Genomic DNA, 22,465 nt, shown 5'->3' with positions numbered 1-22,465 from the left:
GTTTGCCGGGTACCAACCGCGTGTCGCTGGTATTGCAGACCAGCGGTGGCGAAGGGCGGCTGTGGTGGTTTGTTAATGGTGAACCGCTGGAGCAAACCGGTGCCAGTGTCACACTGGGGCTGGAGAAACCGGGTGATTATCAATTGCTTGTGATGGATGAAACAGGGCAAACCGTCACTGCCATTTTCACGCTGCAATAGACTATTTTTTGCCTCTGCGATGTGATCTGTTGCTGAAACTCATCTTATTTTAAAAAAATGTTACCTTAATCCATAGGCAAGGTCGTTTTTGCTCTTTATAATTCGCGCCAGATTTATACCGCGTAATGCGTAAAACAACAGAACATCACCAGAGGTTATCAATGGCTATTGAACGTACTTTTTCCATCATCAAACCAAACGCGGTAGCAAAAAACGTAATTGGTAATATCTTCTCTCGCTTTGAAGCAGCGGGTTTCAAAATCGTTGGCACCAAAATGCTGCACCTGAGCGTTGAGCAGGCACGCGGTTTCTATGCTGAGCACGACGGCAAGCCGTTCTTCGACGGTCTGGTGGAATTCATGACCTCCGGCCCGATCGTGGTTTCTGTACTGGAAAGCGAAAACGCGGTACAGCGTCACCGTGACCTGATGGGGGCGACCAACCCGGCTAACGCACTGGCGGGCACGCTGCGCGCTGACTACGCTGACAGCTTCACCGAAAACGGTACTCACGGCTCTGATTCCGTTGAATCTGCCGCCCGTGAAATCGCCTTCTTCTTTGGCGAAGGCGAAGTCTGCGCTCGCACCCGCTAATGTTTTTCATGAATGCCGCGTGCAGTCGTGGCATTCATGCGCCATAATTTGTACAATACAGCGCCCCGAATTTGCGGGGCGTTTCTTTTTAACCCTCCAGGGGCCATAACGTGTAATAACGAGGCCGGAATACATTATGTCTGAACAAATTGTCACGCCTGATACCGCCGCTCTGACGGTGCCTTCCCAGGACGCCAAGATCAACCTGCTGGATTTAAACCGCCAGGAGATGCGCGAGTTTTTCAAAAATTTAGGTGAAAAGCCTTTCCGCGCCGATCAGGTGATGAAATGGATCTACCATTATTGCTGCGATAACTTTGATGAGATGACTGACATCAACAAAGTGCTGCGCGGCAAACTGAAAGAGGTCGCGGAAATTCGCGCGCCGGAAGTCGTCGAAGAACAGCGCTCTACCGATGGCACCATCAAATGGGCCATTGCCGTGGGCGATCAACGTGTTGAAACGGTTTATATTCCTGAAGACGATCGCGCCACCCTGTGCGTTTCTTCACAGGTTGGTTGTGCGCTGGAGTGTAAATTCTGCTCAACGGCACAGCAGGGTTTTAACCGTAACCTGCGTGTTTCTGAAATTATCGGTCAGGTCTGGCGCGCGGCGAAAATCATCGGTGCGGCTAAAGTCACGGGCACGCGCCCGATCACCAACGTGGTGATGATGGGGATGGGCGAACCGCTGCTTAACCTGACGAACGTCGTCCCGGCGATGGAAATCATGCTTGATGATTTCGGTTTTGGGCTGTCCAAACGCCGTGTCACGCTTTCCACCTCTGGCGTAGTGCCCGCGCTGGATAAGCTTGGCGACATGATTGACGTCGCGCTGGCCATTTCCCTGCATGCGCCGAACGACGAGATCCGCGACGAAATCGTGCCGATCAACAAAAAGTACAACATTGAAACGTTCCTGGGCGCCGTGCGTCGTTATCTGGAGAAATCCAACGCCAACCAGGGCCGCGTGACCATCGAGTACGTGATGCTCGACCATGTGAACGACGGCACCGAGCATGCGCACCAGCTGGCGGAACTGCTGAAAGAGACGCCGTGCAAGATCAACCTGATCCCGTGGAACCCGTTCCCGGGCGCGCCGTATGGTCGCAGTTCTAACAGCCGCATCGACCGTTTCTCGAAAGTATTGATGGAGTATGGCTTTACCACCATCGTGCGTAAAACGCGTGGCGATGACATCGACGCCGCTTGCGGTCAGCTGGCCGGAGACGTTATCGATCGTACTAAACGCACCATGCGAAAACGCATGCAGGGTGAACCTATTGCGGTGAAAGCCGTCTGAGATCCTGAACCGCGCGTTTCAGGATGACGCGCGCGGTATTCTTTAAGGTGACGGATTAGGTAAATTGCATCATTAGCATTAATAATTACGGTGCGTTTCCGTCGGGATTGAGGCAGTATGTAGCGGTTCAACAACAGCTTAGGCTTGTTTAGTAATCGGGTAGATATTTCGCGGTGCGGGTTTACCGGCACCTGACTCTTAAATTTCACGTACCAGCAGTTGTAGCGAATGAATACTGAAGCCACTCACGACCAACATGAAGCACAAACCACGGGTGCACGTCTGCGTAAAGCCCGTGAGCAACTCGGACTCAGCCAACAAGCCGTTGCAGAACGCTTGTGTCTGAAGGTNNAAGCCCCCTGCCGATCTGGCTTCAACTTTCCTGCGTGGGTACATCCGTTCTTATGCCCGACTGGTGCATATCCCGGAAGAAGAACTGCTTCCGATCAAAGAGACACCTGTCCGAATGACCAAAGTCGCGCCGATGCAGGGCATGACCTTAGGTAAGCGTCGCAAAAGACGCGACGGCTGGCTGATGAGCTTTACCTGGCTTGTGCTGTTTGTGGTGATCGGTCTGACGGGGGCCTGGTGGTGGCAAAATCACAAGGCCCAGCAGGAAGAGATCTCCAGCATGGCCGATCAATCCTCCGCCGAGCTGAATGCCACCAACACAAGTTCACAGCAGAGTATTCCGCTGGATACCGGCGCGACGCAAACGCCAGATGCCACCGCGCAGACTACCCCGGTAGAGCCGCCAGCGCCTGACGCTTCCGCATCCGCAACGCCGGCACCGACCGCGACCGCCCCGGCGGATAACGCGCAGGCAAATGCTGTCGTGCCGCCATCGCAGGCCACCGTTGATAACACGGCTANNGGTGTGGCTGCACAAACGGCAGGCACTGGCGCTATTGTGATGAATTTCAATGCCGATTGCTGGCTGGAAGTCTCTGACGCAACAGGAAAAAAACTGTTCAGCGGTCTGCAACGCAAAGATGGCACGCTTAACTTAACCGGACAGGCGCCTTATAAGCTTAAAATTGGCGCTCCGGCCGCAGTTCAGATCCAGTATCAGGGTAAACCTGTCGATCTCAGCCGCTTTATCAGAACTAACCAGGTTGCGCGTTTGACCCTCAATGCCGAACAATCACCGGCACAGTAGCAAGCGGGCAACGCGGGAGATTTTTCATGCATAACCAGGCTCCAATTCAACGTAGGAAGTCCACACGCATTTACGTTGGGAACGTGCCGATTGGCGATGGAGCCCCCATCGCCGTACAGTCAATGACCAACACGCGGACGACGGATGTCGAGGCGACGGTCAACCAAATCAAAGCGCTGGAGCGCGTTGGCGCGGACATCGTCCGCGTCTCTGTTCCGACCATGGATGCCGCGGAAGCCTTTAAACTTATCAAACAGCAGGTTAGCGTTCCGCTGGTGGCGGATATCCATTTCGATTACCGCATTGCGCTGAAAGTCGCCGAGTATGGCGTTGACTGCCTGCGTATCAACCCGGGCAACATCGGTAATGAAGAGCGCATCCGCCAGGTGGTGGACTGCGCGCGTGACAAAAACATCCCGATCCGTATCGGCGTCAACGCCGGGTCGCTGGAAAAAGATCTCCAGGAAAAATACGGAGAGCCAACGCCGCAGGCGCTGCTTGAATCCGCGATGCGTCACGTCGATCACCTCGATCGTCTCAATTTCAATCAGTTCAAAGTGAGCGTGAAAGCCTCGGACGTGTTCCTGGCCGTGGAATCGTATCGCCTGCTGGCGAAGCAGATCGATCAGCCGCTGCATCTGGGGATCACCGAAGCGGGTGGTGCACGCAGCGGGGCGGTGAAATCCGCCATCGGCCTCGGGCTGCTGCTCTCGGAAGGGATCGGCGATACGCTGCGCGTGTCGCTGGCGGCGGATCCGGTCGAAGAGATCAAAGTGGGTTTCGATATCCTGAAATCACTGCGCATTCGCGCGCGCGGCATCAACTTCATCGCCTGCCCGACCTGTTCGCGTCAGGAATTTGACGTGATTGGCACCGTTAACGCGCTGGAGCAGCGCCTGGAAGACATCATTACGCCGATGGACGTTTCCATTATCGGTTGCGTGGTGAACGGTCCGGGTGAAGCGCTGGTGTCCACGCTCGGCGTCACCGGTGGCAATCGCAAAAGCGGTCTGTACGAAGACGGGGTACGCAAAGACAGGCTCGACAACGACGACATGATTGCCCAGCTTGAAGCGCGCATCCGCGCGAAAGCCAGCATGCTCGACGAGGCCCGACGCATCGACGTCCAGCAGGTCGACGTAAAATAATAACGTGATGGGAAGCGATGCGCTTCCCGTGTATGATTGAACCCGCGGGCGCATCAGCGCTAAGGGTTCATTTTTGTATATAGAAAGAGAATAAACGTGGCAAAAAACATTCAAGCCATTCGCGGCATGAACGATTACCTGCCGGGCGAAACCGCCATCTGGCAGCGCATTGAAGGCACACTGAAAGAGGTGCTCGGCAGCTACGGTTACAGTGAAATCCGTTTGCCGATTGTAGAGCAGACCCCGTTGTTCAAACGCGCGATTGGTGAAGTCACCGACGTCGTCGAAAAAGAGATGTATACCTTCGAAGATCGTAACGGCGACAGCCTGACGCTGCGCCCGGAAGGTACTGCGGGCTGTGTACGCGCCGGCATCGAACATGGTCTTCTGTACAATCAGGAACAACGTTTGTGGTACATCGGGCCGATGTTCCGCCACGAGCGTCCGCAGAAAGGGCGTTATCGCCAGTTCCACCAGCTGGGTTGCGAAGTGTTTGGCCTGCAGGGCCCGGACATCGACGCCGAACTGATCATGCTGACCGCACGTTGGTGGCGCGCGCTGGGCATCGCCAACGATGTCAACCTGGAGCTGAACTCCATCGGCTCGCTGGAAGCCCGTGCGAACTACCGTGATGCGCTGGTGGCGTATCTGGAGCAGCATACTGACAAGCTTGATGAAGACAGCAAGCGCCGTATGTACAGCAACCCGCTGCGCGTGCTGGATTCGAAAAACCCTGACGTACAGGCGCTGCTGAACGATGCGCCTGCGCTGGGCGATTACCTGGACGACGAGTCCAGAGAACACTTCGCCGGGCTGTGCAAATTCCTCGATGATGCCGGTATTGCCTATACCGTGAATCAGCGTCTGGTGCGCGGTCTGGATTACTACAACCGCACGGTTTTTGAGTGGGTCACCAACAGCCTGGGCTCCCAGGGTACCGTCTGCGCCGGTGGGCGTTATGATGGTCTGGTTGAGCAGTTAGGCGGTCGCGCCACGCCGGGCGTCGGTTTTGCGATGGGCCTCGAGCGATTAGTTTTGCTGGTTCAGGCTGTTAACCCGGAATTTAAAGCCGATCCTGTTGTCGATATATACCTGGTGGCTTCCGGTTCCGATACTCAGTCAGCGGCAATGCGCCTCGCTGAGCAGGTTCGTGATGCCATGCCAGGGGTTAAACTGATGACTAACCATGGCGGCGGTAATTTCAAGAAGCAGTTTGCCCGTGCCGACAAGTGGGGCGCCCGCGTCGCGCTGGTGCTGGGTGAATCTGAGATTGCTGAACGCAACGTGGTGGTGAAAGATTTACGCTCAGGTGAGCAAACGACCGTCGCGCAGGACAGCGTTGCGGCGCATTTGCGGACACTACTGGGCTAATCTCCCGGGAAATATCATTCAGGAGAAGGACTGCGTGGAAATTTACAATAACGAAAACGACCAGGTCGATGCACTTAAACGGTTCTTTGCGGAGAACGGTAAGGCGCTGGCGGTCGGAGTGATACTCGGGGTGGGCGCGCTGGTCGGCTGGCGCTACTGGACCTCTCATCAGGTCGAAACGGCCAGAGGCGCGTCGCTGGCCTATGAGAATGCGGTCTCTTCGCTGAATTCAGGAAAGCCGGAGGCCATCGCGTCAGCAGAAAAATTCGCTGCTGAAACGAAAAACACCTACGGCGCGTTTGCTTCTCTGGAGCTGGCGCAACAGTATGTCGATGCAAACCAGCTCGACAAAGCAGAAAAACAGTTGCAGCAGGGGCTGGCTGCCGCCTCTGATGATAATCTTAAATCGGTTATCAACATGCGTCTTGCTCGTCTTCAACTTCAGTTGAAACAGCCCGATGCCGCGCTGAAAACCCTTGATGGCATCAAAGGCGAAGGCTGGACGGCTATCGTCGCGGATCTGCGCGGTGAAATTCTGCTGAGCAAAGGCGATAAGCAAGGCGCGCGTACCGCGTGGGAAGCGGGCGTTAAGAGCGATGCTTCACCCGCGCTTAGCGAAATGATGCGCATGAAAATAAATAATTTGTCCATCTGAGAGGGACGCGATGCAATTGCGTAAATTACTTTTGCCAGGACTGCTTTCAGTGACTCTGCTGAGTGGTTGCTCTTTATTTAACAGCGAAGAAGACGTCGTCAAAATGTCTCCGCTGCCTACGGTTGAAAACCAGTTCACGCCGTCCACCGCCTGGGACACCTCGGTCGGCAGCGGAATTGGCGAATACTATTCCAACCTGCATCCGGCCTATGCGGACAACGTGGTCTACGCTGCCGATCGCAAAGGCACCGTGAAAGCGGTGAACATGGATGACGGTCGTGAAGTGTGGTCTGTGAACCTGGCGGAAAAAGACGGCTGGTTCTCCCACGCGCCAGCGCTGCTGTCCGGTGGTCTGACCGTATCCGGCGGCCATGTGTATGTCGGCAGTGAAAAAGCGAAAGTGTATGCCCTGAATACCGGTGACGGTACCGTGGCATGGGAAACCGTGGTCGCGGGTGAAGCGCTGTCTCGTCCGGTGGTCAGCGATGGCATGGTGCTGGTCCATACCAGCAACGGTCAGCTGCAGGCGCTGAACGAAAGCGACGGTGCGGTGAAATGGACCGTGAACCTTGATATGCCATCTCTGTCTCTGCGCGGTGAATCTGCGCCAGCGACCGCCTACGGCGCTGCCATTGTGGGCGGCGATAATGGCCGCGTCAGCGCCGTGCTGATGCAGCAGGGCCAGATCATCTGGCAGCAACGTATTTCGCAGGCTACTGGCGCGACAGAAATCGATCGCCTGAGCGACGTCGACACCACGCCGGTTGTGGTCGAAGGCGTTGTTTATACGCTGGCCTACAACGGCAACCTGACTGCACTGGATCTGCGCAGCGGCCAGATCATGTGGAAACGTGAACTGGGCTCGGTAAACGACTTTATCGTTGATGGCGACCGCATTTACCTGGTCGATCAGAACGATCGCCTGCTGGCGCTGACCACCGATGGCGGCGTGACGCTGTGGACGCAGAGCGATCTGCTGCACCGTCTGCTGACCGCGCCGGCACTGTATAACGGCAGCCTGGTCGTTGGCGACAGCGAAGGATACATGCACTGGGTCAACCCGCAGGATGGCCGCTTTGTGGCGCAGCAGAAGGTCGACAGCTCCGGCTTCCTGACCGATCCTGTTGTGGCAGACGGCAAACTGTTAATCCAGGCGAAAGACGGCACGCTGTACGCGATTACGCGTTAAGTCAGTCGTCGTGAGTTGTAATAAACGGCTCCTGTTCAGTCAGGGGCCGTTTTACTGTTTTTAGAATTGAAGAGGCATTTAACATGGTACCTGTGGTCGCGCTTGTCGGGCGCCCTAACGTAGGAAAATCCACGCTTTTTAACCGCCTGACGCGTACTCGTGATGCGCTGGTCGCGGATTTTCCGGGTCTGACTCGTGACCGTAAATACGGTCGTGCTGAAGTGGAAGGCCGTGAGTTTATCTGTATTGATACCGGTGGTATCGACGGCAACGAAGAGGGCGTTGAAACCCGCATGGCGGAACAGTCGCTGCTGGCGATTGAAGAGGCCGACGTGGTGCTGTTTATGGTGGATGCGCGCGCGGGCCTGATGCCAGCAGATATCGCGATTGCAAAACACCTGCGTTCTCGCGAAAAACCGACGTTCCTCGTGGCGAACAAAACTGACGGCATCGATGCCGATCAGGCCGTTGCTGATTTCTGGTCCCTGGGGCTTGGCGAAATTTATCCGATTGCCGCGTCTCATGGGCGCGGTGTCACCAGTCTGCTGGAAACCGTACTGCTGCCGTGGGTTGACGAAGTAAGCCCGCCGGAAGAGGTCGACGAAGACGCCGCCTACTGGGCACAGTTTGAAGCGGAACAAAACGGCGAAGACCTTGAAGAGCCGGAAGACGATTTTAACCCGCAGGATCTGCCCATTAAGCTGGCGATTGTTGGCCGTCCGAACGTCGGTAAGTCAACGCTAACTAACCGTATTCTTGGCGAAGAGCGCGTGGTCGTTTTTGACATGCCGGGCACCACGCGCGACAGTATTTATATCCCGATGGAACGCGATGAGCGCGAGTATGTGCTTATTGATACCGCCGGGGTGCGTAAGCGCGGCAAAATCACCGACGCGGTAGAAAAATTCTCCGTAATCAAAACCCTGCAGGCAATCGAAGACGCCAACGTGGTGATGCTGGTGATTGACGCCCGCGAAGGTATCTCCGATCAGGATCTCTCGCTGCTGGGCTTTATCCTCAATAGTGGGCGCTCACTGGTGATTGTGGTCAACAAGTGGGACGGTCTGAGCCAGGAAGTGAAAGAGCAGGTTAAAGAGACCCTCGATTTCCGCCTGGGCTTTATTGATTTCGCCCGTGTGCACTTCATCTCTGCGCTGCACGGCAGCGGCGTCGGCAACCTGTTTGAATCCGTACGTGAAGCTTATGACAGCTCCACGCNGACCCGCATCATGAACATGGCGGCAGACGATCACCAGCCGCCGCTGGTGCGTGGTCGCCGCGTGAAGCTGAAATACGCGCATGCCGGGGGTTATAACCCGCCAATCGTGGTGATCCACGGCAACCAGGTCAAAGACCTGCCGGATTCCTACAAGCGCTATCTGATGAACTACTTCCGCAAATCGCTGGATGTGATGGGCACGCCTATCCGCATTCAGTTCAAGGAAGGGGACAACCCGTTTGCCAACAAGCGCAATACGCTGACCCCGAACCAGATGCGTAAACGTAAACGCCTGATTAAGCACATCAAGAAAAGCAAGTAATCACCCCGGCCCGCCTTCTCCATCGTCAGGAGAGGGCGGGTGCGAAGGGAAACGTGAGGAGTCGCGATGGACATCAACTGCCCGGCCTGCCATAACCCACTGAACGTGATCAACGGTACAGCACACTGCGCCACCTGCGATAAAGCCATCCCGCTCGAGGCGCGCTGCCCGGTGTGCCACAAACCGCTTGAGGTGCTGAAAGCCTGCGGTGCGGTGGATTACTTCTGTCAGAACGGTCACGGTTTGATTTCAAAAAAACGCGTTGAATTCGTGCCGCTGAGCGCTTAATCGCACACGCAGTCTTCCCCTTTCTGCCAGAGGTCCACCAGCGATGGCGGAGCCTCCTGTTCCGGAACCAGAATAATAATATCGGTGTATTGCGCCTGATTGTGCTGGGTCCAGATGATCTGAATACGAAAATAACGCTGATCGCCACGACCCGGTGATTCGGGCTGCCCCGGGGGCACACCGCGCGGCGCCGATTGCCGGAGGATATCTATCACCCGCTGACGCTGAGAGGGATTGAGTGCGGCGAGGGTGATGGTTCGCTGGCCGCTGAGTTTGGGAATAAACGCCACGCCGCCCTCGCGTGCCAGTTCAATGACCGCATCATCGGTCAGATCCGGTATCTGCATTTACATGACTCCCACCGTTTTCCATGCCTGCTCAATGGCGTCCGCCGTCGCTTTCCCGGAACGTTTCTCGCCGTGAGCGATGGTCAGCTTCGCAAAATCGATAAAGTCAGCGTCCTGCGCGAGCGCGCGATCGCAGACGGTATCATACCAGGCATAGCCCGCTTTTTCCCACGCATAGCCGCCGAGCGCGGTTGCTGCCAGGTAAAATGCCCGGTTAGGAATACCGGAATTCAGATGCACGCCACCGTTGTCTTCGCGGGTTTTCACAAAGTCTTTCATGTGGGCAGGCTGCGGATCTTTGCCTAATAGCGGATCGTCATACGCCGTCCCTGGTGCTGACATCGAGCGCAGCCCTTTGCCATTGATCCCTTCCGCCAGCAGCCCTTCGCCAATAATCCAGTCGGCTTCGTCCGCACGTTGTTTAAGATGGTACTGTTTTACCAGCGAGCCAAAAACATCGGACAGCGATTCATTTAGCGCCCCGGACTGTTCGAAATAGATAAGACCGGCCTCGGTTTCCGTCACGCCGTGACTGAGTTCATGTGCCACAACATCAATCGCGATGGTAAAGCGGTTGAAGATCTCGCCGTCACCGTCGCCAAACACCATTTGTTGTCCGTTCCAGAACGCGTTCTGGTATTCACGCCCGTAGTGGACGGTGCCGGTCAGAATGAGTCCTTTGTTATCGAGTGAATCGCGCTGGTACTGTTGCCAGAAAAATTCATGCGTGATGCCGAGATAATCGTACGCCTCATCAACGGCAACATCGCCATTAGTCGGGTGGCCTTCTCGTCGTACCGGTGTGCCCGGCAGGTCCTGCGTGTTTTTGGCATCGTAGATATCACGTTCAAGCTGCCCCGCCTGGCTGACGTGCGGCGCGGCAGGTTTGCCCGGCATATGCGCCATTAACGTCTGAACATGCGTCAGAGTCTGGCGGGCGCACTGCTGTTGCGGTGCGGAACCATGATCGATAATGCGGCGCAAAATGTAGGGAGGAATGACGCTGTAAGAATGGGTCGCTTTCATGCTGATCTCCTTTCGTTCTGGCAAAGCCGAATTAAAAAAGAAACAGTCTTCAGTGTATGCGAGTTTTACCCTTTCTTCCGCTGACGGGGTTTGGGTGCGGTTTCAACCGTGGTGACTTCGCTTTTCACCCAGCCATCTGACACGCGGGTGGTCAGCAGATCGCCCGCTTTGACCTGCTTCGTCTGTTTGATAGCTTTGCCGTCCGGCGCGGTGGTCACGCTGTAGCCGCGCGCCAGCGTGGAGAGCGGGCTGACCGCTTCCAGGTGCGTGACCGCATTACCAAAGCGTTCGCGGGTACTGCTGAGGCGCGCGCGGAGGTTTTCCGCCAGCCGGTATTCGAGCTGCTGAATGCGCGTTTGCGCGCGGAAAATGCGCGGCTGCGGGTTTTGCTGGTTCAGCCGTTGCAGCACACGCTGCTGCCGTTGACCGGCGCGCTTGAGCTGCGTTTCCAGCGCGAAATTCATGCGTTGGCGCATGCGATCCAGCACCGTCTGCTGACGCGCGAGGCGCAGTTGCGGATGTTGCTGTTGCAGGCGATGGTGCAGTTGCGTGAAGCGGCGATGGCGGTGCGCCAGATAGTAATCCATCGCCATTTCCAGCCGTTGCTGGCCGGACTGGATCTGGCGCAGCAATTCCTGCTGATTACGACTGACGATTTCCGCAGCGGCGGACGGCGTGGGTGCGCGCAGGTCAGCGACAAAATCTGCGATAGTGACGTCGGTTTCATGGCCGACGGCACTGACAACCGGGATCTGGCTGGCAAAAATGGCACGCGCCACGCGTTCGTCGTTAAAACTCCACAAATCTTCCAGCGAACCGCCCCCGCGCCCGACAATTAACACGTCGCACTCCTGACGGCGATTCGCCAGTTCAATGGCGCGAACGATTTGCGCGGGGGCGTCGTCGCCCTGCACGGCAGTCGGGTAGATAATGACGGGCAGCGACGGATCGCGGCGTTTGAGGACGTGCAAAATGTCATGCAGCGCGGCGCCGGTTTTGGAGGTGAGCACCCCGACGCAATGGGCGGGTGAGGGCAGCGCTTTTTTGAATTGCTGATCGAACAGCCCTTCAGCACTCAGCACCGCTTTCAGCTGTTCGTATTTTTGCTGAAGCAGACCTTCCCCGGCGGGCTGCATGCTTTCAACAATGATTTGGTAGTCGCCGCGCGGTTCATACAGCGTGATATTCGCGCGGACCAGTACCTGCTGACCATGCTGAGGGCGAAACGTCACCCGACGGTTGCTGTTGCGAAACATCGCGCAGCGCACCTGGGCGTTGTCATCTTTCAGCGTGAAGTACCAGTGGCCGGAGGCGGGCTGGGTAAAATTGGAGATTTCGCCGCTGATCCACACTTGTCCCATCTCTTTTTCCAGCAGCAATCTCACCGACTGATTCAGGCGGCTGACGGTATAAATGGAGGGGGATTGAGAGGGTAACATGTGAGCGAGATCAAATTCTAAATCAGCAGGTTATTCAGTCGATAGTAACCCGCTGACAGGGGAGCGCAAGCTTTATTTGCAAAAAAGTGTGGATGCAATCGGTTACGCTCTGTATAATGCCACGGCAATATTTAATATCACCCCAGGTAGAGATATTGCCCATGCTACGTATCGCCAAAGAAGCACTGACGTTTGATGACGTCCTCCTCGTTCCCGCTCACTCCACCGTTTTGCCGAATACTGCTGACCTCAGCACGCAACTGACGAAGTCTATTCGTCTGAACATTCCTATGCTTTCCGCCGCGATGGACACCGTCACGGAAGCACGCCTGGCAATCGCCCTGGCACAGGAAGGCGGCATCGGCTTTATTCACAAAAACATGTCTATCGAACGCCAGGCAGAAGAAGTTCGCCGCGTGAAGAAACATGAATCCGGCATCGTCACCGATCCACAAACGGTACTGCCGACCACCACGCTGCGTGAAGTGAAAGAGTTGACCGAGATTAACGGCTTCGCCGGCTACCCGGTGGTCACCGAAGACAACGAACTGGTGGGTATTATCACTGGTCGTGACGTGCGTTTCGTGACCGACCTGACGCAGCCTGTCAGCGTCTACATGACCCCGAAAGAGCGTCTGGTGACCGTCCGTGAAGGCGAAACCCGCGAAGTGGTACTGGCAAAAATGCATGAACGCCGTATCGAGAAAGCGCTGGTCGTTGACGCCAACTTCCACCTGCTCGGCATGATCACCGTAAAAGATTTCCAGAAAGCAGAACGTAAACCGAACGCCTGTAAAGACGAGCATGGTCGTCTGCGCGTTGGTGCGGCGGTGGGTGCCGGTGCCGGTAACGAAGAGCGCGTTGATGCGCTGGTTGCGGCGGNGCGTTGACGTACTGCTTATCGACTCCTCACACGGCCACTCCGAAGGTGTTCTGCAACGCATCCGTGAAACCCGCGCGAAATATCCTGACCTGCAAATCATTGGCGGCAACGTTGCCACTGGCGCAGGCGCACGTGCGCTGGCGGACGCGGGCGTGAGCGCGGTGAAAGTCGGTATTGGTCCTGGCTCCATTTGTACCACGCGTATCGTCACCGGCGTGGGTGTTCCGCAGATCACCGCCGTTTCCGACGCGGTTGAAGCGCTGGAAGGCACCGGCATTCCGGNNGGCGCTGCCGCCGTGATGGTTGGCTCCATGCTGGCGGGCACCGAAGAGTCTCCGGGTGAAATCGAGCTGTACCAGGGCCGTTCTTACAAATCCTACCGTGGAATGGGCTCCCTCGGCGCGATGTCCAAAGGATCTTCCGACCGTTATTTCCAGAGCGACAACGCTGCTGACAAACTGGTACCGGAAGGCATTGAAGGCCGCGTGGCTTATAAAGGTCGCCTGAAAGAGATCATCCACCAGCAGATGGGCGGCCTGCGCTCCTGTATGGGGCTGACCGGTTGTGGTACTATCGACGCGCTGCGTACTAAAGCGGAATTCGTACGCATCAGCGGTGCGGGTATTCAGGAAAGCCACGTTCACGACGTGACCATCACGAAGGAATCCCCGAACTACCGCCTCGGTTCTTAATGATTTCTGCGCCCGGTGCTTTCACCGGGCGCTTACTTTCACTCATTGCCATTTGCCCGGAACAACCGTCAATGACCGACAATATTCATAAACATCGCATTCTTATCCTCGACTTTGGCTCTCAATACACTCAGCTGGTTGCCCGCCGCGTACGCGAATTAGGCGTTTACTGCGAGCTGTGGGCATGGGATGTCACCGAAGCACAAATCCGTGATTTCAACCCCAGCGGCATTATTCTTTCCGGTGGCCCGGAAAGCACTACCGAACACAACAGCCCGCGCGCCCCGGAATACGTCTTCAACGCCGGCGTTCCGGTGCTTGGCGTATGCTACGGCATGCAGACCATGGCCATGCAGTTGGGCGGCCATGTAGAAGCCTCCAACGAGCGCGAATTTGGTTATGCGCAAGTTGAAGTGAAAACCGACAGCGCGTTTATCCACGGCATCGAAGATTCTCTGACCGCCGAAGGCAGACCTCTGCTGGACGTATGGATGAGCCACGGTGACAAAGTCACCGNAACCCTGTCCGTTCGCCATTATGGCTAACGAAGAAAAACGCTTCTATGGCGTACAGTTCCACCCGGAAGTGACCCACACCCGTCAGGGTTTGCGTATGCTGGAGCGTTTTGTGCGCGATATCTGCCAGTGTGAAGCGCTGTGGACGCCAGCAAAAATCATCGACGATGCGGTAGAGCGTATTCGTCAGCAGGTGGGTGACGATAAAGTCATTCTCGGCCTGTCCGGCGGCGTGGACTCCTCCGTCACCGCCATGCTGCTGCATCGCGCCATCGGTAAAAACCTGACTTGCGTCTTCGTTGATAACGGCCTGCTGCGCCTGAACGAAGCCGAGCAGGTAATGGACATGTTTGGCGACCGTTTTGGTCTGAATATCGTTCACGTTCCGGCGGAAGACCGCTTCCTGAGCGCGCTGAAGGGCATTGACGATCCGGAAGCAAAACGTAAAACCATCGGCCGCGTCTTTGTTGAAGTGTTCGACGAAGAAGCGCTGCGACTGGAAGACGTAAAATGGCTGGCGCAGGGCACCATCTACCCTGNNGCTACCGGTAAAGCGCACGTGATTAAATCTCACCACAACGTCGGCGGCCTGCCGAAAGAGATGAAGATGGGCCTCGTCGAGCCGCTGAAAGAGCTGTTCAAAGACGAAGTGCGTAAGATTGGTCTGGAGCTGGGCCTTCCGTACGACATGCTGTACCGTCACCCGTTCCCGGGCCCGGGCCTCGGTGTTCGCGTACTGGGCGAAGTGAAGAAAGAGTTCTGCGACCTGCTGCGTCGCGCGGATGCTATCTTCATTGAAGAGCTGCGTAAAGCGGACCTGTATGACAAAGTCAGCCAGGCGTTCACCGTCTTCCTGCCAGTGCGTTCCGTTGGCGTGATGGGTGATGGCCGTAAATACGACTGGGTGGTTTCCCTGCGTGCGGTCGAAACCATCGACTTCATGACCGCGCACTGGGCGCACCTGCCGTACGATTTCCTTGGCCGCGTGTCCAACCGTATCATCAACGAAGTGAATGGGATTTCACGCGTGGTATACGATATCAGCGGTAAGCCGCCCGCGACGATCGAGTGGGAATAAGCCCGCCGCTAGTGGCCTGAAAGACGAAGCCCGCATCATTGCGGGCTTTTTGTTATCGATGCGACAGAATATTTACCACTTTCCCCAACGGGTCCCGCACATAAAAACGGCGTACGTTCCAGGGCTCGTTAGTGATCGGATAAACAATCTCAAAACCCTCAGCCTGGGCGCGCTCGTAGATTTCATCCACGTTATCGACCTCAACGGAGATATCAGGGACCGGCGTTCCCGAACCGCCTTCACAAGCTACGCTGACCTGCGTTCGTGCGCTGGCGTCGCTGGCAAACGTCATAAGCCAGCCGTGATCCATAACAATATCCATGCCTAACAGTCGTTCATAGAACGACCGCGCAATCTGAGGGTCGGCAGTGGCAAGGTTGGCGACGATGCGTAATACAGCCATCTTCTCTCCTGTTCAGGTAGATGATGAAAACGGGAATATCAGTGATTTTAGCGCATCGATAAAAAAGACGTCGTCAATTATCGCTGTTGCTGGGCAGGGGCTTCGGTGGTCAGGCTGGTTTGCTGCGCTTCTTTTTTGTCCTGATGATGGTACCAGGCGCCGATGGAGGAGTAGACGAAGCGGCCGAAAAAGAAGAGGAAACTGATAAGGAGTACGATCCGCGTCATTCGACCGTTAAATCGATGTCGTTTTCGCATACTGGTGGCCTGGCTCACAAAGGGTTCCTTTTGATATACCCACAATTTGGGCGGTGAATATATTAAGGCACAGCGCGGCGCGAGGGTCAATCAAGGGAAGTGTAAAATTGCGTCAGCTCAAACATTAATCAATGTTATATAAAATAATCCTCTATTGGCATCGTGGATGCGGGTGGTGTCTGGCGCAAGAAAAAGTCTAATAAGTGATAGTGTGCTGATGAATATTTGATTTAAGTCAACTACCATACCCGGCAGCCCACTACACTCTTCCCTCGGTCCCGCACGGATACTGATCCCGCGGTAGTTATGGCCAGGTTGGATGCCTGTCTGAATATCCCCTTCAGGAAGCAGGGTAGTCTCTCGAGCATCAATGAGCTTGTATACACGCTATAAAAAATACAGAGATAAATGGTGGGCGTTGCCGCTGTTTATCCCCGTTCTGTTACTTCCAGTCATAAATATTGCTAATACATATACCCCATTAGACGGTCGCGACGTCGCGCTTTATTACCTGCCACTGGCATTAATGTTAAGCCTGATGCTGTTTTTCGGTTGGGCGGCATTGCCGGGCATGATCTTCGCGATCTGGCTGCATATCACCAGACACATGCCGCCTGTCGAGTCGATAGGGGTGATTTTCAATTTTTTGATCCCAATAATCCTCAGTTGGGGCGGCTATCGTGCCTGTGTTCCTCAACGCTACATGGTGTCGCACGGCACGGTGCGGCTGATGGCGCAGCGGGTATTCTGGCAGATGTTTTTCCCGGCGACCCTTTTTCTGGTGCTGTTCCAGTTTGCGGTTTACCTCGGCCTGCAATCGAGTCGTCTTGCGCTGGAGGGTGTCAGTCCGCTGAGCTTGCGAACGATCATTAACTATCAGGCGCTGCTGGTTGGCTGTTTTACCGGTGTGCCGCTCTGCTATCTGCTGATTCGCCTCATCCGTCATCCGCGCCATCTGCGCAGCTATATCTCGCAGATGCGCCGCCAGGTTGACCCTAAAATCCGCTGGCCGGAAGGCATTTTGTGGTGGGTAGCGCTGGTGGCGTTGTTAATGTTGCTGCTGAGACCGATAAGCGAGAACAGTTCAATATTCAGCACTAACTATACGTTGTCGTTATTATTGCCGGTGATGCTCTGGGGCTCGATGCGCTTTGGCTATCGCTTCATGTCGCTCATCTGGACGCCAGTGCTGATCGTCTCTATCCATTTTCACGATCGCTATTTGCCGGTTTATCCGGGTTACAGCAATCAACTGGCGATCACCTCATCAAGCTATCTCGTGTTCTCGTTTATCGTCGTTTATATGGCGATGCTTTCCACGCGTCAGCGGATGATCCATCAGCGTGCCCGTCGGATGGCCTATCTGGATCCGGTCGTGCATATGCCGAACCTGCGGGCGCTGAATCGGGCGCTGACGACGACGCCCTGGTCCGTGCTCTGTTTTTTACGTGTGCCGGAATTGGAAGTGCTGGGGCGTCACTATGGTGTGTTGATGCGAATCCAGTACAAACAACGCCTTGGCGGATGGCTGAAAGCGATCCTGCTCGACGACGAGGACGTCTATCTGCTGTCCGGGCACGATCTCGTGGTGCGTCTCAATACCGAAGGATATCAGCGGCGCATTAAAGCGCTGGATGCGAGAACAAAACAGTTCCGCTTCGACTGGGATGGCATTCCGCTCCAGCCGCCGGTAGGTATCAGCTATTGCTACGTCCGTTCACCGGTCACGCACCTCTCATTGTTGCTGGGCGAGTTAGGCACCATTGCCGACCTGTCTCTCAGCACCTCGCATCCCGAAAGCCTGGAACGCCGTGGCGCGATGCATCTGCAGCAGGGGCTGAAAGATAAAGTGGCGCTGATGAATCAGATCCAGCAGGCGCTGGAGCAAAACCTGTTCCGGCTGATGGCTCAGCCGATTGTCGGCGTGCGTGGCGATAGCTACTATGAAATCCTGTTACGCATGGAAAACGCCGACGGTCAGTTGATCGCCCCTGAGGTTTTCCTGCCGGTGGCGCAGGAGTTTGGGCTGTCGTCGCGTGTTGATTTATGGGTGCTGGAAAAATCGCTCGACTTTATGAACCGCAACCGCGTGGCATTGCCGGGGCTGCGCTTCTCGCTAAATATTTCCCCGTCCACGGCTTGCGGCACTGACTTTCCCAATGCGGTGCTGAAACTGCTGGAAAAATATGCCATCGAACCCTGGCAACTGATTTTCGAACTGACGGAAAGTCAGTCCATTACGCATCCCGAACAGGCGCGGCAGACGATGGGCTACCTGCAGCAGATGGGCTGTTGGGTGGCGATTGACGATTTCGGTACCGGCTACGCCAGCTATGCGCGGTTGAAAGATGTCGATGCCGACATGCTTAAGATCGACGGCAGCTTCATTCGCAACATCGTTTCCAGCAGTCTGGATTATCAGATTGTGGCGTCGATTTGCCAGCTGGCTCGGATGAAAAAGATGCAGGTGGTGGCGGAGTTTGTTGAGAATGACGAAATCCGCGACGCGGCGTTATCGCTGGGGATTGATTACCTGCAGGGGTACGGCATTGGCAAACCAGATCTGCTGGAGAATCTGGTTGCCAGTGCGCAGGAGGAGGCGGACGTCGCTTAAGCCGCGATATCCGGCGAGTCTTCCTCTTTGATTTTCAGCAGCCAGCCGGCCACCGCTTCCCAGTACTGCTGCTCTTTTTCGAGATCAAGCAGCACCAGCGCGTTCTGGCTGAACCAGTCGTGCGGGAAGCTTAGCGTCCAGTGGTGCGCTTCGGTTTTCAGCGTCAGTACCGGCGGCGTGGTCGTCGCCTGACGCTGATTATTCAACAGCACGCCAAGGCGCAACAGCTGGATCATCGGCAGGAACTGTTTCTTCTTAAACAGCGTAAAGCGCGGCAGATCGTCAAGCTTGATAGCCTTGCGACAGCAGCGCACCAGCGTCGCCATCAGCGTCTGTTGTTCCTGGTTAAAGCCAGGCAGATCGCTGTTTTGCAGAATGTAGGCCGAATGACGATGCATGCCGCTGTGGTTGATGTTCAGTCCCACTTCATGAAGCATCACTGCCCATTTGAGCAACGCCGCCAGTTGAGGATTCGCCAGCTTCGGGTTCTGCGCTTCCCACTGATCGTACATATGCATGGTGGTGTCCAGCACCCGCCCAACCTGATCGCGGTCGATGTTGTACTGGTTTGCGAGGCTTTGCGCCGTGCGGCTGCGGATATCCTGATGACGGAAGCGGCCTTCCATTTCATACAGCACGCCTTCGCGCAGGGCGCCGTCAGAGAGGCGAAGCTCTTTGATCGCCAGCGAGTCAAACACGCCGCACAGAATGGCCAGACCCGGCACAAACACCGCTTTACGCTCGTCAGAAAGGCCCGGCAGGCTGAGTGCATCGAAGCTCTTATGCTTCAGCAACTCATTCACCAGCAGATCCAGACGTTCCGGGGTGATGAAACCGTCTTTTTCGCCCATTTCCAGCAGCACTTCGTGAGCGGCCTTGATGGTGCCGGACGCGCCCAGCGCGACGTTCCAGCCATGAATGCGGTACTGCCAGGAGAGCGTTTCCAGTTTCTGAACCGCGGCGAGACGCGCGCGCTGGAAATTCTCTTTGCTGATCACACCGCCAGGGAAGAACATTTGCGCGAAGCTGACGCAACCCATGCGGCGGCTTTCCACCAGTTGAGGCTCAAAGTCTTCGCCAATCACCAGCTCCGTCGAGCCGCCGCCGATATCAATCACCAGCTTGCGGCCTTTCTCCGGTTGCGTGTGCTCAACGCCCATAAAAATCAGACGGGCTTCTTCGTTGCCGGGGATGATTTCAATGGGGTAGGGGATCACTTTTTCCGCGCGTTTCAGGAATTCTGATGCGTTCAGCGCCTGACGCAGCGTGTGGGTGCCGACGATACAAACGCTGGAGGCAGAAAACCCCTGCAGGCGCTCAGCAAACAGCGACAGGCAGTTCAGGCCCCGCTCGATCGCTTCTTCGCTGAGCATATTATTATCATCAAGACCGTCTGCCAGATGCACGCGCTGCTTCAGGCGGCCGATAATCTGCATCGCGCCGTCGACAACGCGGGCGATAACCATATGAAAACTGTTTGAGCCGAGGTCGACCGCAGCAAATTCCTGCGGTCGCGGAGTTTGGTCTTGTATGGGCATAGGTTAATCGGGTTGCTCAAGTGATTTGATATAATCATAGATCGCCAGCTGCGCGCGCACCTTACGACGATTGCCGCGCGGCACATAGCGATTACTCAGTTCTTTATCAATATACCGTGCCTTCACTGTATCGCTGAACAGGATATCAATAATATCCAGAATGCGTTGTTTCAGGCGCGGGTCGAGAAGCGGCGCAGCAACTTCAATGCGGTAATCGATGTTGCGCGTCATCCAGTCGGCGGAAGAAAGATACACGTTTTTATCGCCGCCGTTTTCAAAAATATAAATACGATCGTGCTCAAGATAGCGGTCGACGATGCTGATCACGCGAATATTCTCGCTGATGCCTTCCAGTTCCGGGATCAGCGAGCACATGCCGCGCACCAGCAGATTAACCGGCACGCCGGAGCTGGATGCGGCGTACAGTCGGTCAACCAGCCCTTTGTCCACCAGGTTGTTGAGCTTCAGGGTGATGCCCGACGGCAGACCGTTTTGCGCGTTGGCAATCTCTTTGTCGATCATCTCATACAGCAGGCGACGCGAGTTTTGCGGCGACACCAGCAGATAGTCGAAGTTAACCGGGCGATAAGGGTTTTCAATAAAGTTGAAGACCCGGCGCACTTCGTTGGTGATGCGCGCGTCGGCGGTCAGCAGCGAGTAGTCGGTATAAATTCGCGCTGTTTTTTCGTTAAAGTTACCGGTGCCGATATGTGCGTAGCGCACCACCTCGTCGCCCTCTTTACGGGAAACCAGGAACAGCTTGGCGTGAATTTTTAACCCCGGCGCGGAGAAGATCACATGCACCCCGGCGGCGGTCAGACGCTTCGCCCAGATGATGTTGGCTTCTTCGTCGAAACGCGCCTGCAGCTCCACCACCACCGTCACTTTCTTGCCGTTGTGCGCGGCGTGGATCATCGCGTCGATAATGCGTGAATCTTTCGCCACGCGGTAGATGTTGATTTTGATCGCCAGCACGCTCGGGTCAAACGAGGCCTGACGCAGCAGTTCAAGCACGTGCTCAAATGTGTGATACGGATAGTAGAGCAGCACGTCGCGCTCGCGAATGGCGTCGAAGCCGTTGCGGAACTTATCGAACCAGAGATGGCGCAGGCGCGGCAGTGGTTTATTGACCAGATTGGCTTTGCCGACGTTCGGGAAGCCGATGAAGTCTTTAAAGTTGTGATAGCGGCCACCCGGCACGATGGAGTCGTAACGGGAGATGGTCAGTTTTTCACGCAGCATTTCCACCATCGCGTCCGGCATGTCGCGCTGATAGACAAAACGTACCGGCTCGGCGGTCAGGCGCTGTTTCAGGCTTGATGACATGAGCTCCATTAGGCTCGATTCCATCTCATGCACCAGGTCGTACTCGGCGTCACGGGTCATTTTCATCGAGTAGGCGTTCAGCGCATCGTAGTCGAAGAAGCCTTTGAAAATATCATCCAGGCAGTAGCGCAGTATATTGTCGAGCAGGATCATCGGCTTGCGGCGGCGCGGGGTTTCCGGCGGCAGGTTGACGAAGCGTGGCACCTTATCAGACGGAATTTCCAGCAGCGCGTAGCGAATGGTGTCGCCGCGAATGATCTCCACGGCCAGATAGGTGTAGTCATCTTTCAGGAACTGCACCAGGTTGGTTTCGCGGTTGATAAGAATGGGGGTGATGTGCTGGCGCAAATACTGCTTAAAGTAGTGGCGCAGCCAGCCCTGTTGGTTGACTGACAGCTGACGCTCGTTAATCAGGAAGATCTGATTACGCGCCATTTCCAGCAGCAGTTCGTTGTAGAGACCGTCGAATTCCTGGTCGGCTTTCAGTACCCGGGCCTGAATCTTGCCAAGCAGGTGGCGTGAATGGGCGGTGATCCCTTGTTCTTCGCTGATGATGATACGGCGCTTAAGCTCCGCGAAGCGGACTTTATAGAATTCATCAAGGTTATTGGAATAGATACCCAGAAAGCGCATGCGCTCGATCAGCGGGTTGCCTTTATCGGCCGCTTCCTGGAGTACACGTTCGTTGAAGGATAACCAACTTAATTCTTTCTCGATATATAGCTTTTCCTGGCCCATTACTACTCACACTCCGGTTCATTCACGGGACGCGGCAAATCCGTCTCAACGCGTATATTGCTAGCTTTACTGTGGGATGTCCAACTGTGCCAGATAAGTATGACAGTTTTCCGGCGGCACGTGATGGCGCGATAAAAAAACAGAAGGTATTCAGGGGGGTAA

At 55.6% G+C, this 22,465-nt stretch carries 17 protein-coding genes and 3 pseudogenes; 13 read left to right on the top strand and 7 right to left on the bottom strand.

What is annotated here, in order from left to right; genetic code table 11:
- From GM30_RS04580 to GM30_RS04535, 10 genes and pseudogenes are all read left to right on the top strand, one after another.
- Nucleotides 1-200, top strand: a 200-nt coding sequence (locus GM30_RS04580; RefSeq protein ID WP_155483922.1) for a hypothetical protein, incomplete at its 5' end; no start/stop codon positions are given.
- Nucleotides 201-361: 161 nt separating this feature from the next.
- Entirely contained in the window at nucleotides 362-793 is a 432-nt protein-coding gene (ndk, locus tag GM30_RS04575) for a nucleoside-diphosphate kinase (RefSeq protein ID WP_049847674.1), read from the top strand.
- A gap of 136 nt (nucleotides 794-929) precedes the next feature.
- Nucleotides 930-2,096 carry a dual-specificity RNA methyltransferase RlmN gene (gene rlmN / locus GM30_RS04570; RefSeq protein ID WP_049847673.1) on the top strand — a complete coding sequence of 389 codons (1,167 nt, stop codon included), beginning with the start codon at nucleotides 930-932 and terminating at the stop codon, nucleotides 2,094-2,096.
- A gap of 228 nt (nucleotides 2,097-2,324) precedes the next feature.
- Nucleotides 2,325-3,255 (top strand): annotated as a pseudogene (gene rodZ / locus GM30_RS04565) (cytoskeleton protein RodZ).
- Between the two features lie 26 nt (nucleotides 3,256-3,281).
- Nucleotides 3,282-4,403, top strand: a complete 1,122-nt coding sequence (gene ispG, locus GM30_RS04560; protein ID WP_049847672.1) for a flavodoxin-dependent (E)-4-hydroxy-3-methylbut-2-enyl-diphosphate synthase — start codon at nucleotides 3,282-3,284, stop codon at nucleotides 4,401-4,403.
- A gap of 96 nt (nucleotides 4,404-4,499) precedes the next feature.
- Complete coding sequence (gene hisS, locus GM30_RS04555) at nucleotides 4,500-5,774, top strand: histidine--tRNA ligase (RefSeq protein ID WP_049847671.1); 1,275 nt, start codon at nucleotides 4,500-4,502, stop codon at nucleotides 5,772-5,774.
- A 34-nt stretch (nucleotides 5,775-5,808) separates the two neighbouring features.
- Nucleotides 5,809-6,429, top strand: coding sequence for a YfgM family protein (locus tag GM30_RS04550; RefSeq protein WP_049847670.1), 621 nt, complete (start codon nucleotides 5,809-5,811; stop codon nucleotides 6,427-6,429).
- A gap of 10 nt (nucleotides 6,430-6,439) precedes the next feature.
- A complete protein-coding gene (bamB, locus tag GM30_RS04545) occupies nucleotides 6,440-7,618 on the top strand; it encodes an outer membrane protein assembly factor BamB (protein ID WP_049847669.1) in 1,179 nt (392 codons plus the stop codon).
- Nucleotides 7,619-7,701: 83 nt separating this feature from the next.
- Nucleotides 7,702-9,159 carry a ribosome biogenesis GTPase Der gene (gene der / locus GM30_RS04540; RefSeq protein WP_049847668.1) on the top strand — a complete coding sequence of 486 codons (1,458 nt, stop codon included), beginning with the start codon at nucleotides 7,702-7,704 and terminating at the stop codon, nucleotides 9,157-9,159.
- 66 nt (nucleotides 9,160-9,225) lie between these two features.
- Nucleotides 9,226-9,447, top strand: coding sequence for a zinc ribbon domain-containing protein (locus GM30_RS04535; RefSeq protein ID WP_049847667.1), 222 nt, complete (start codon nucleotides 9,226-9,228; stop codon nucleotides 9,445-9,447).
- Here the strand turns inward: GM30_RS04535 and GM30_RS04530 are convergent.
- The 3 genes from GM30_RS04530 to xseA all read right to left on the bottom strand — a co-directional run bounded on the left by GM30_RS04530 (nucleotide 9,444) and on the right by xseA (nucleotide 12,259).
- Nucleotides 9,444-9,794: a protealysin inhibitor emfourin gene (locus GM30_RS04530; RefSeq protein ID WP_049847666.1), complete on the bottom strand. Its 351-nt coding sequence runs from the start codon at nucleotides 9,792-9,794 to the stop codon at nucleotides 9,444-9,446. The genes GM30_RS04535 and GM30_RS04530 overlap by 4 nt on opposite strands.
- Entirely contained in the window at nucleotides 9,795-10,820 is a 1,026-nt protein-coding gene (locus tag GM30_RS04525; protein WP_049847665.1) for a M4 family metallopeptidase, read from the bottom strand.
- Between the two features lie 65 nt (nucleotides 10,821-10,885).
- Entirely contained in the window at nucleotides 10,886-12,259 is a 1,374-nt protein-coding gene (gene xseA, locus GM30_RS04520; protein WP_049847664.1) for an exodeoxyribonuclease VII large subunit, read from the bottom strand.
- A 161-nt stretch (nucleotides 12,260-12,420) separates the two neighbouring features.
- Between xseA and guaB the strand changes: the two are divergent.
- Nucleotides 12,421-13,834: pseudogene (gene guaB, locus GM30_RS04515) on the top strand (IMP dehydrogenase).
- Nucleotides 13,835-13,905: 71 nt separating this feature from the next.
- A pseudogene (guaA, locus tag GM30_RS04510) lies at nucleotides 13,906-15,427 on the top strand (glutamine-hydrolyzing GMP synthase).
- A 52-nt stretch (nucleotides 15,428-15,479) separates the two neighbouring features.
- Here the strand turns inward: guaA and GM30_RS04505 are convergent.
- Entirely contained in the window at nucleotides 15,480-15,830 is a 351-nt protein-coding gene (locus GM30_RS04505; RefSeq protein WP_049847663.1) for a VOC family protein, read from the bottom strand.
- A gap of 77 nt (nucleotides 15,831-15,907) precedes the next feature.
- On the bottom strand, nucleotides 15,908-16,105 hold the full coding sequence (locus tag GM30_RS04500) for a YfgG family protein (RefSeq protein ID WP_049847662.1): 198 nt from the start codon (nucleotides 16,103-16,105) through the stop codon (nucleotides 15,908-15,910).
- 352 nt (nucleotides 16,106-16,457) lie between these two features.
- On the opposite strand from GM30_RS04500, the gene GM30_RS04495 reads away from it, so the two are divergent.
- Nucleotides 16,458-18,701 (top strand): EAL domain-containing protein, encoded by a 2,244-nt coding sequence (locus GM30_RS04495; RefSeq protein ID WP_049847661.1) that lies wholly within the window; start codon nucleotides 16,458-16,460, stop codon nucleotides 18,699-18,701.
- On the opposite strand, the gene ppx is transcribed toward GM30_RS04495, so the two are convergent.
- The gene (ppx, locus tag GM30_RS04490; protein WP_049847660.1) at nucleotides 18,698-20,239 is read right to left on the bottom strand and encodes an exopolyphosphatase; all 1,542 of its coding nucleotides are present in this window, start codon (nucleotides 20,237-20,239) and stop codon (nucleotides 18,698-18,700) included. The two genes, GM30_RS04495 and ppx, sit on opposite strands and share 4 nt — an antisense overlap.
- A gap of 3 nt (nucleotides 20,240-20,242) precedes the next feature.
- The gene (ppk1, locus tag GM30_RS04485; protein WP_049847659.1) at nucleotides 20,243-22,303 is read right to left on the bottom strand and encodes a polyphosphate kinase 1; all 2,061 of its coding nucleotides are present in this window, start codon (nucleotides 22,301-22,303) and stop codon (nucleotides 20,243-20,245) included.
- Nucleotides 22,304-22,465 lie beyond the last annotated feature (162 nt).

Origin of the sequence: Trabulsiella odontotermitis (assembly GCF_001188485.1) — a bacterium.
In the GTDB taxonomy this organism is placed as follows: domain Bacteria; phylum Pseudomonadota; class Gammaproteobacteria; order Enterobacterales; family Enterobacteriaceae; genus Trabulsiella; species Trabulsiella odontotermitis_A.
Note: the sequence above shows the minus strand (reverse complement) of the source record. Positions and strands in the feature narration are given on the sequence as shown.

What these genes read in the sequence shown, in the direction of transcription:
- ndk (WP_049847674.1), top strand. Translation starts at nt 362, where the DNA reads ATGGCTATTGAACGTACTTTTTCCATCATCAAACCAAACGCGGTAGCA.
- rlmN (WP_049847673.1), top strand. Translation starts at nt 930, where the DNA reads ATGTCTGAACAAATTGTCACGCCTGATACCGCCGCTCTGACGGTGCCT.
- ispG (WP_049847672.1), top strand. Translation starts at nt 3,282, where the DNA reads ATGCATAACCAGGCTCCAATTCAACGTAGGAAGTCCACACGCATTTAC.
- bamB (WP_049847669.1), top strand. Translation starts at nt 6,440, where the DNA reads ATGCAATTGCGTAAATTACTTTTGCCAGGACTGCTTTCAGTGACTCTG.
- GM30_RS04535 (WP_049847667.1), top strand. Translation starts at nt 9,226, where the DNA reads ATGGACATCAACTGCCCGGCCTGCCATAACCCACTGAACGTGATCAAC.
- GM30_RS04530 (WP_049847666.1), bottom strand. Translation starts at nt 9,794, where the DNA reads ATGCAGATACCGGATCTGACCGATGATGCGGTCATTGAACTGGCACGC.
- GM30_RS04525 (WP_049847665.1), bottom strand. Translation starts at nt 10,820, where the DNA reads ATGAAAGCGACCCATTCTTACAGCGTCATTCCTCCCTACATTTTGCGC.
- xseA (WP_049847664.1), bottom strand. Translation starts at nt 12,259, where the DNA reads ATGTTACCCTCTCAATCCCCCTCCATTTATACCGTCAGCCGCCTGAAT.
- GM30_RS04505 (WP_049847663.1), bottom strand. Translation starts at nt 15,830, where the DNA reads ATGGCTGTATTACGCATCGTCGCCAACCTTGCCACTGCCGACCCTCAG.
- GM30_RS04495 (WP_049847661.1), top strand. Translation starts at nt 16,458, where the DNA reads ATGAGCTTGTATACACGCTATAAAAAATACAGAGATAAATGGTGGGCG.
- ppx (WP_049847660.1), bottom strand. Translation starts at nt 20,239, where the DNA reads ATGCCCATACAAGACCAAACTCCGCGACCGCAGGAATTTGCTGCGGTC.
- ppk1 (WP_049847659.1), bottom strand. Translation starts at nt 22,303, where the DNA reads ATGGGCCAGGAAAAGCTATATATCGAGAAAGAATTAAGTTGGTTATCC.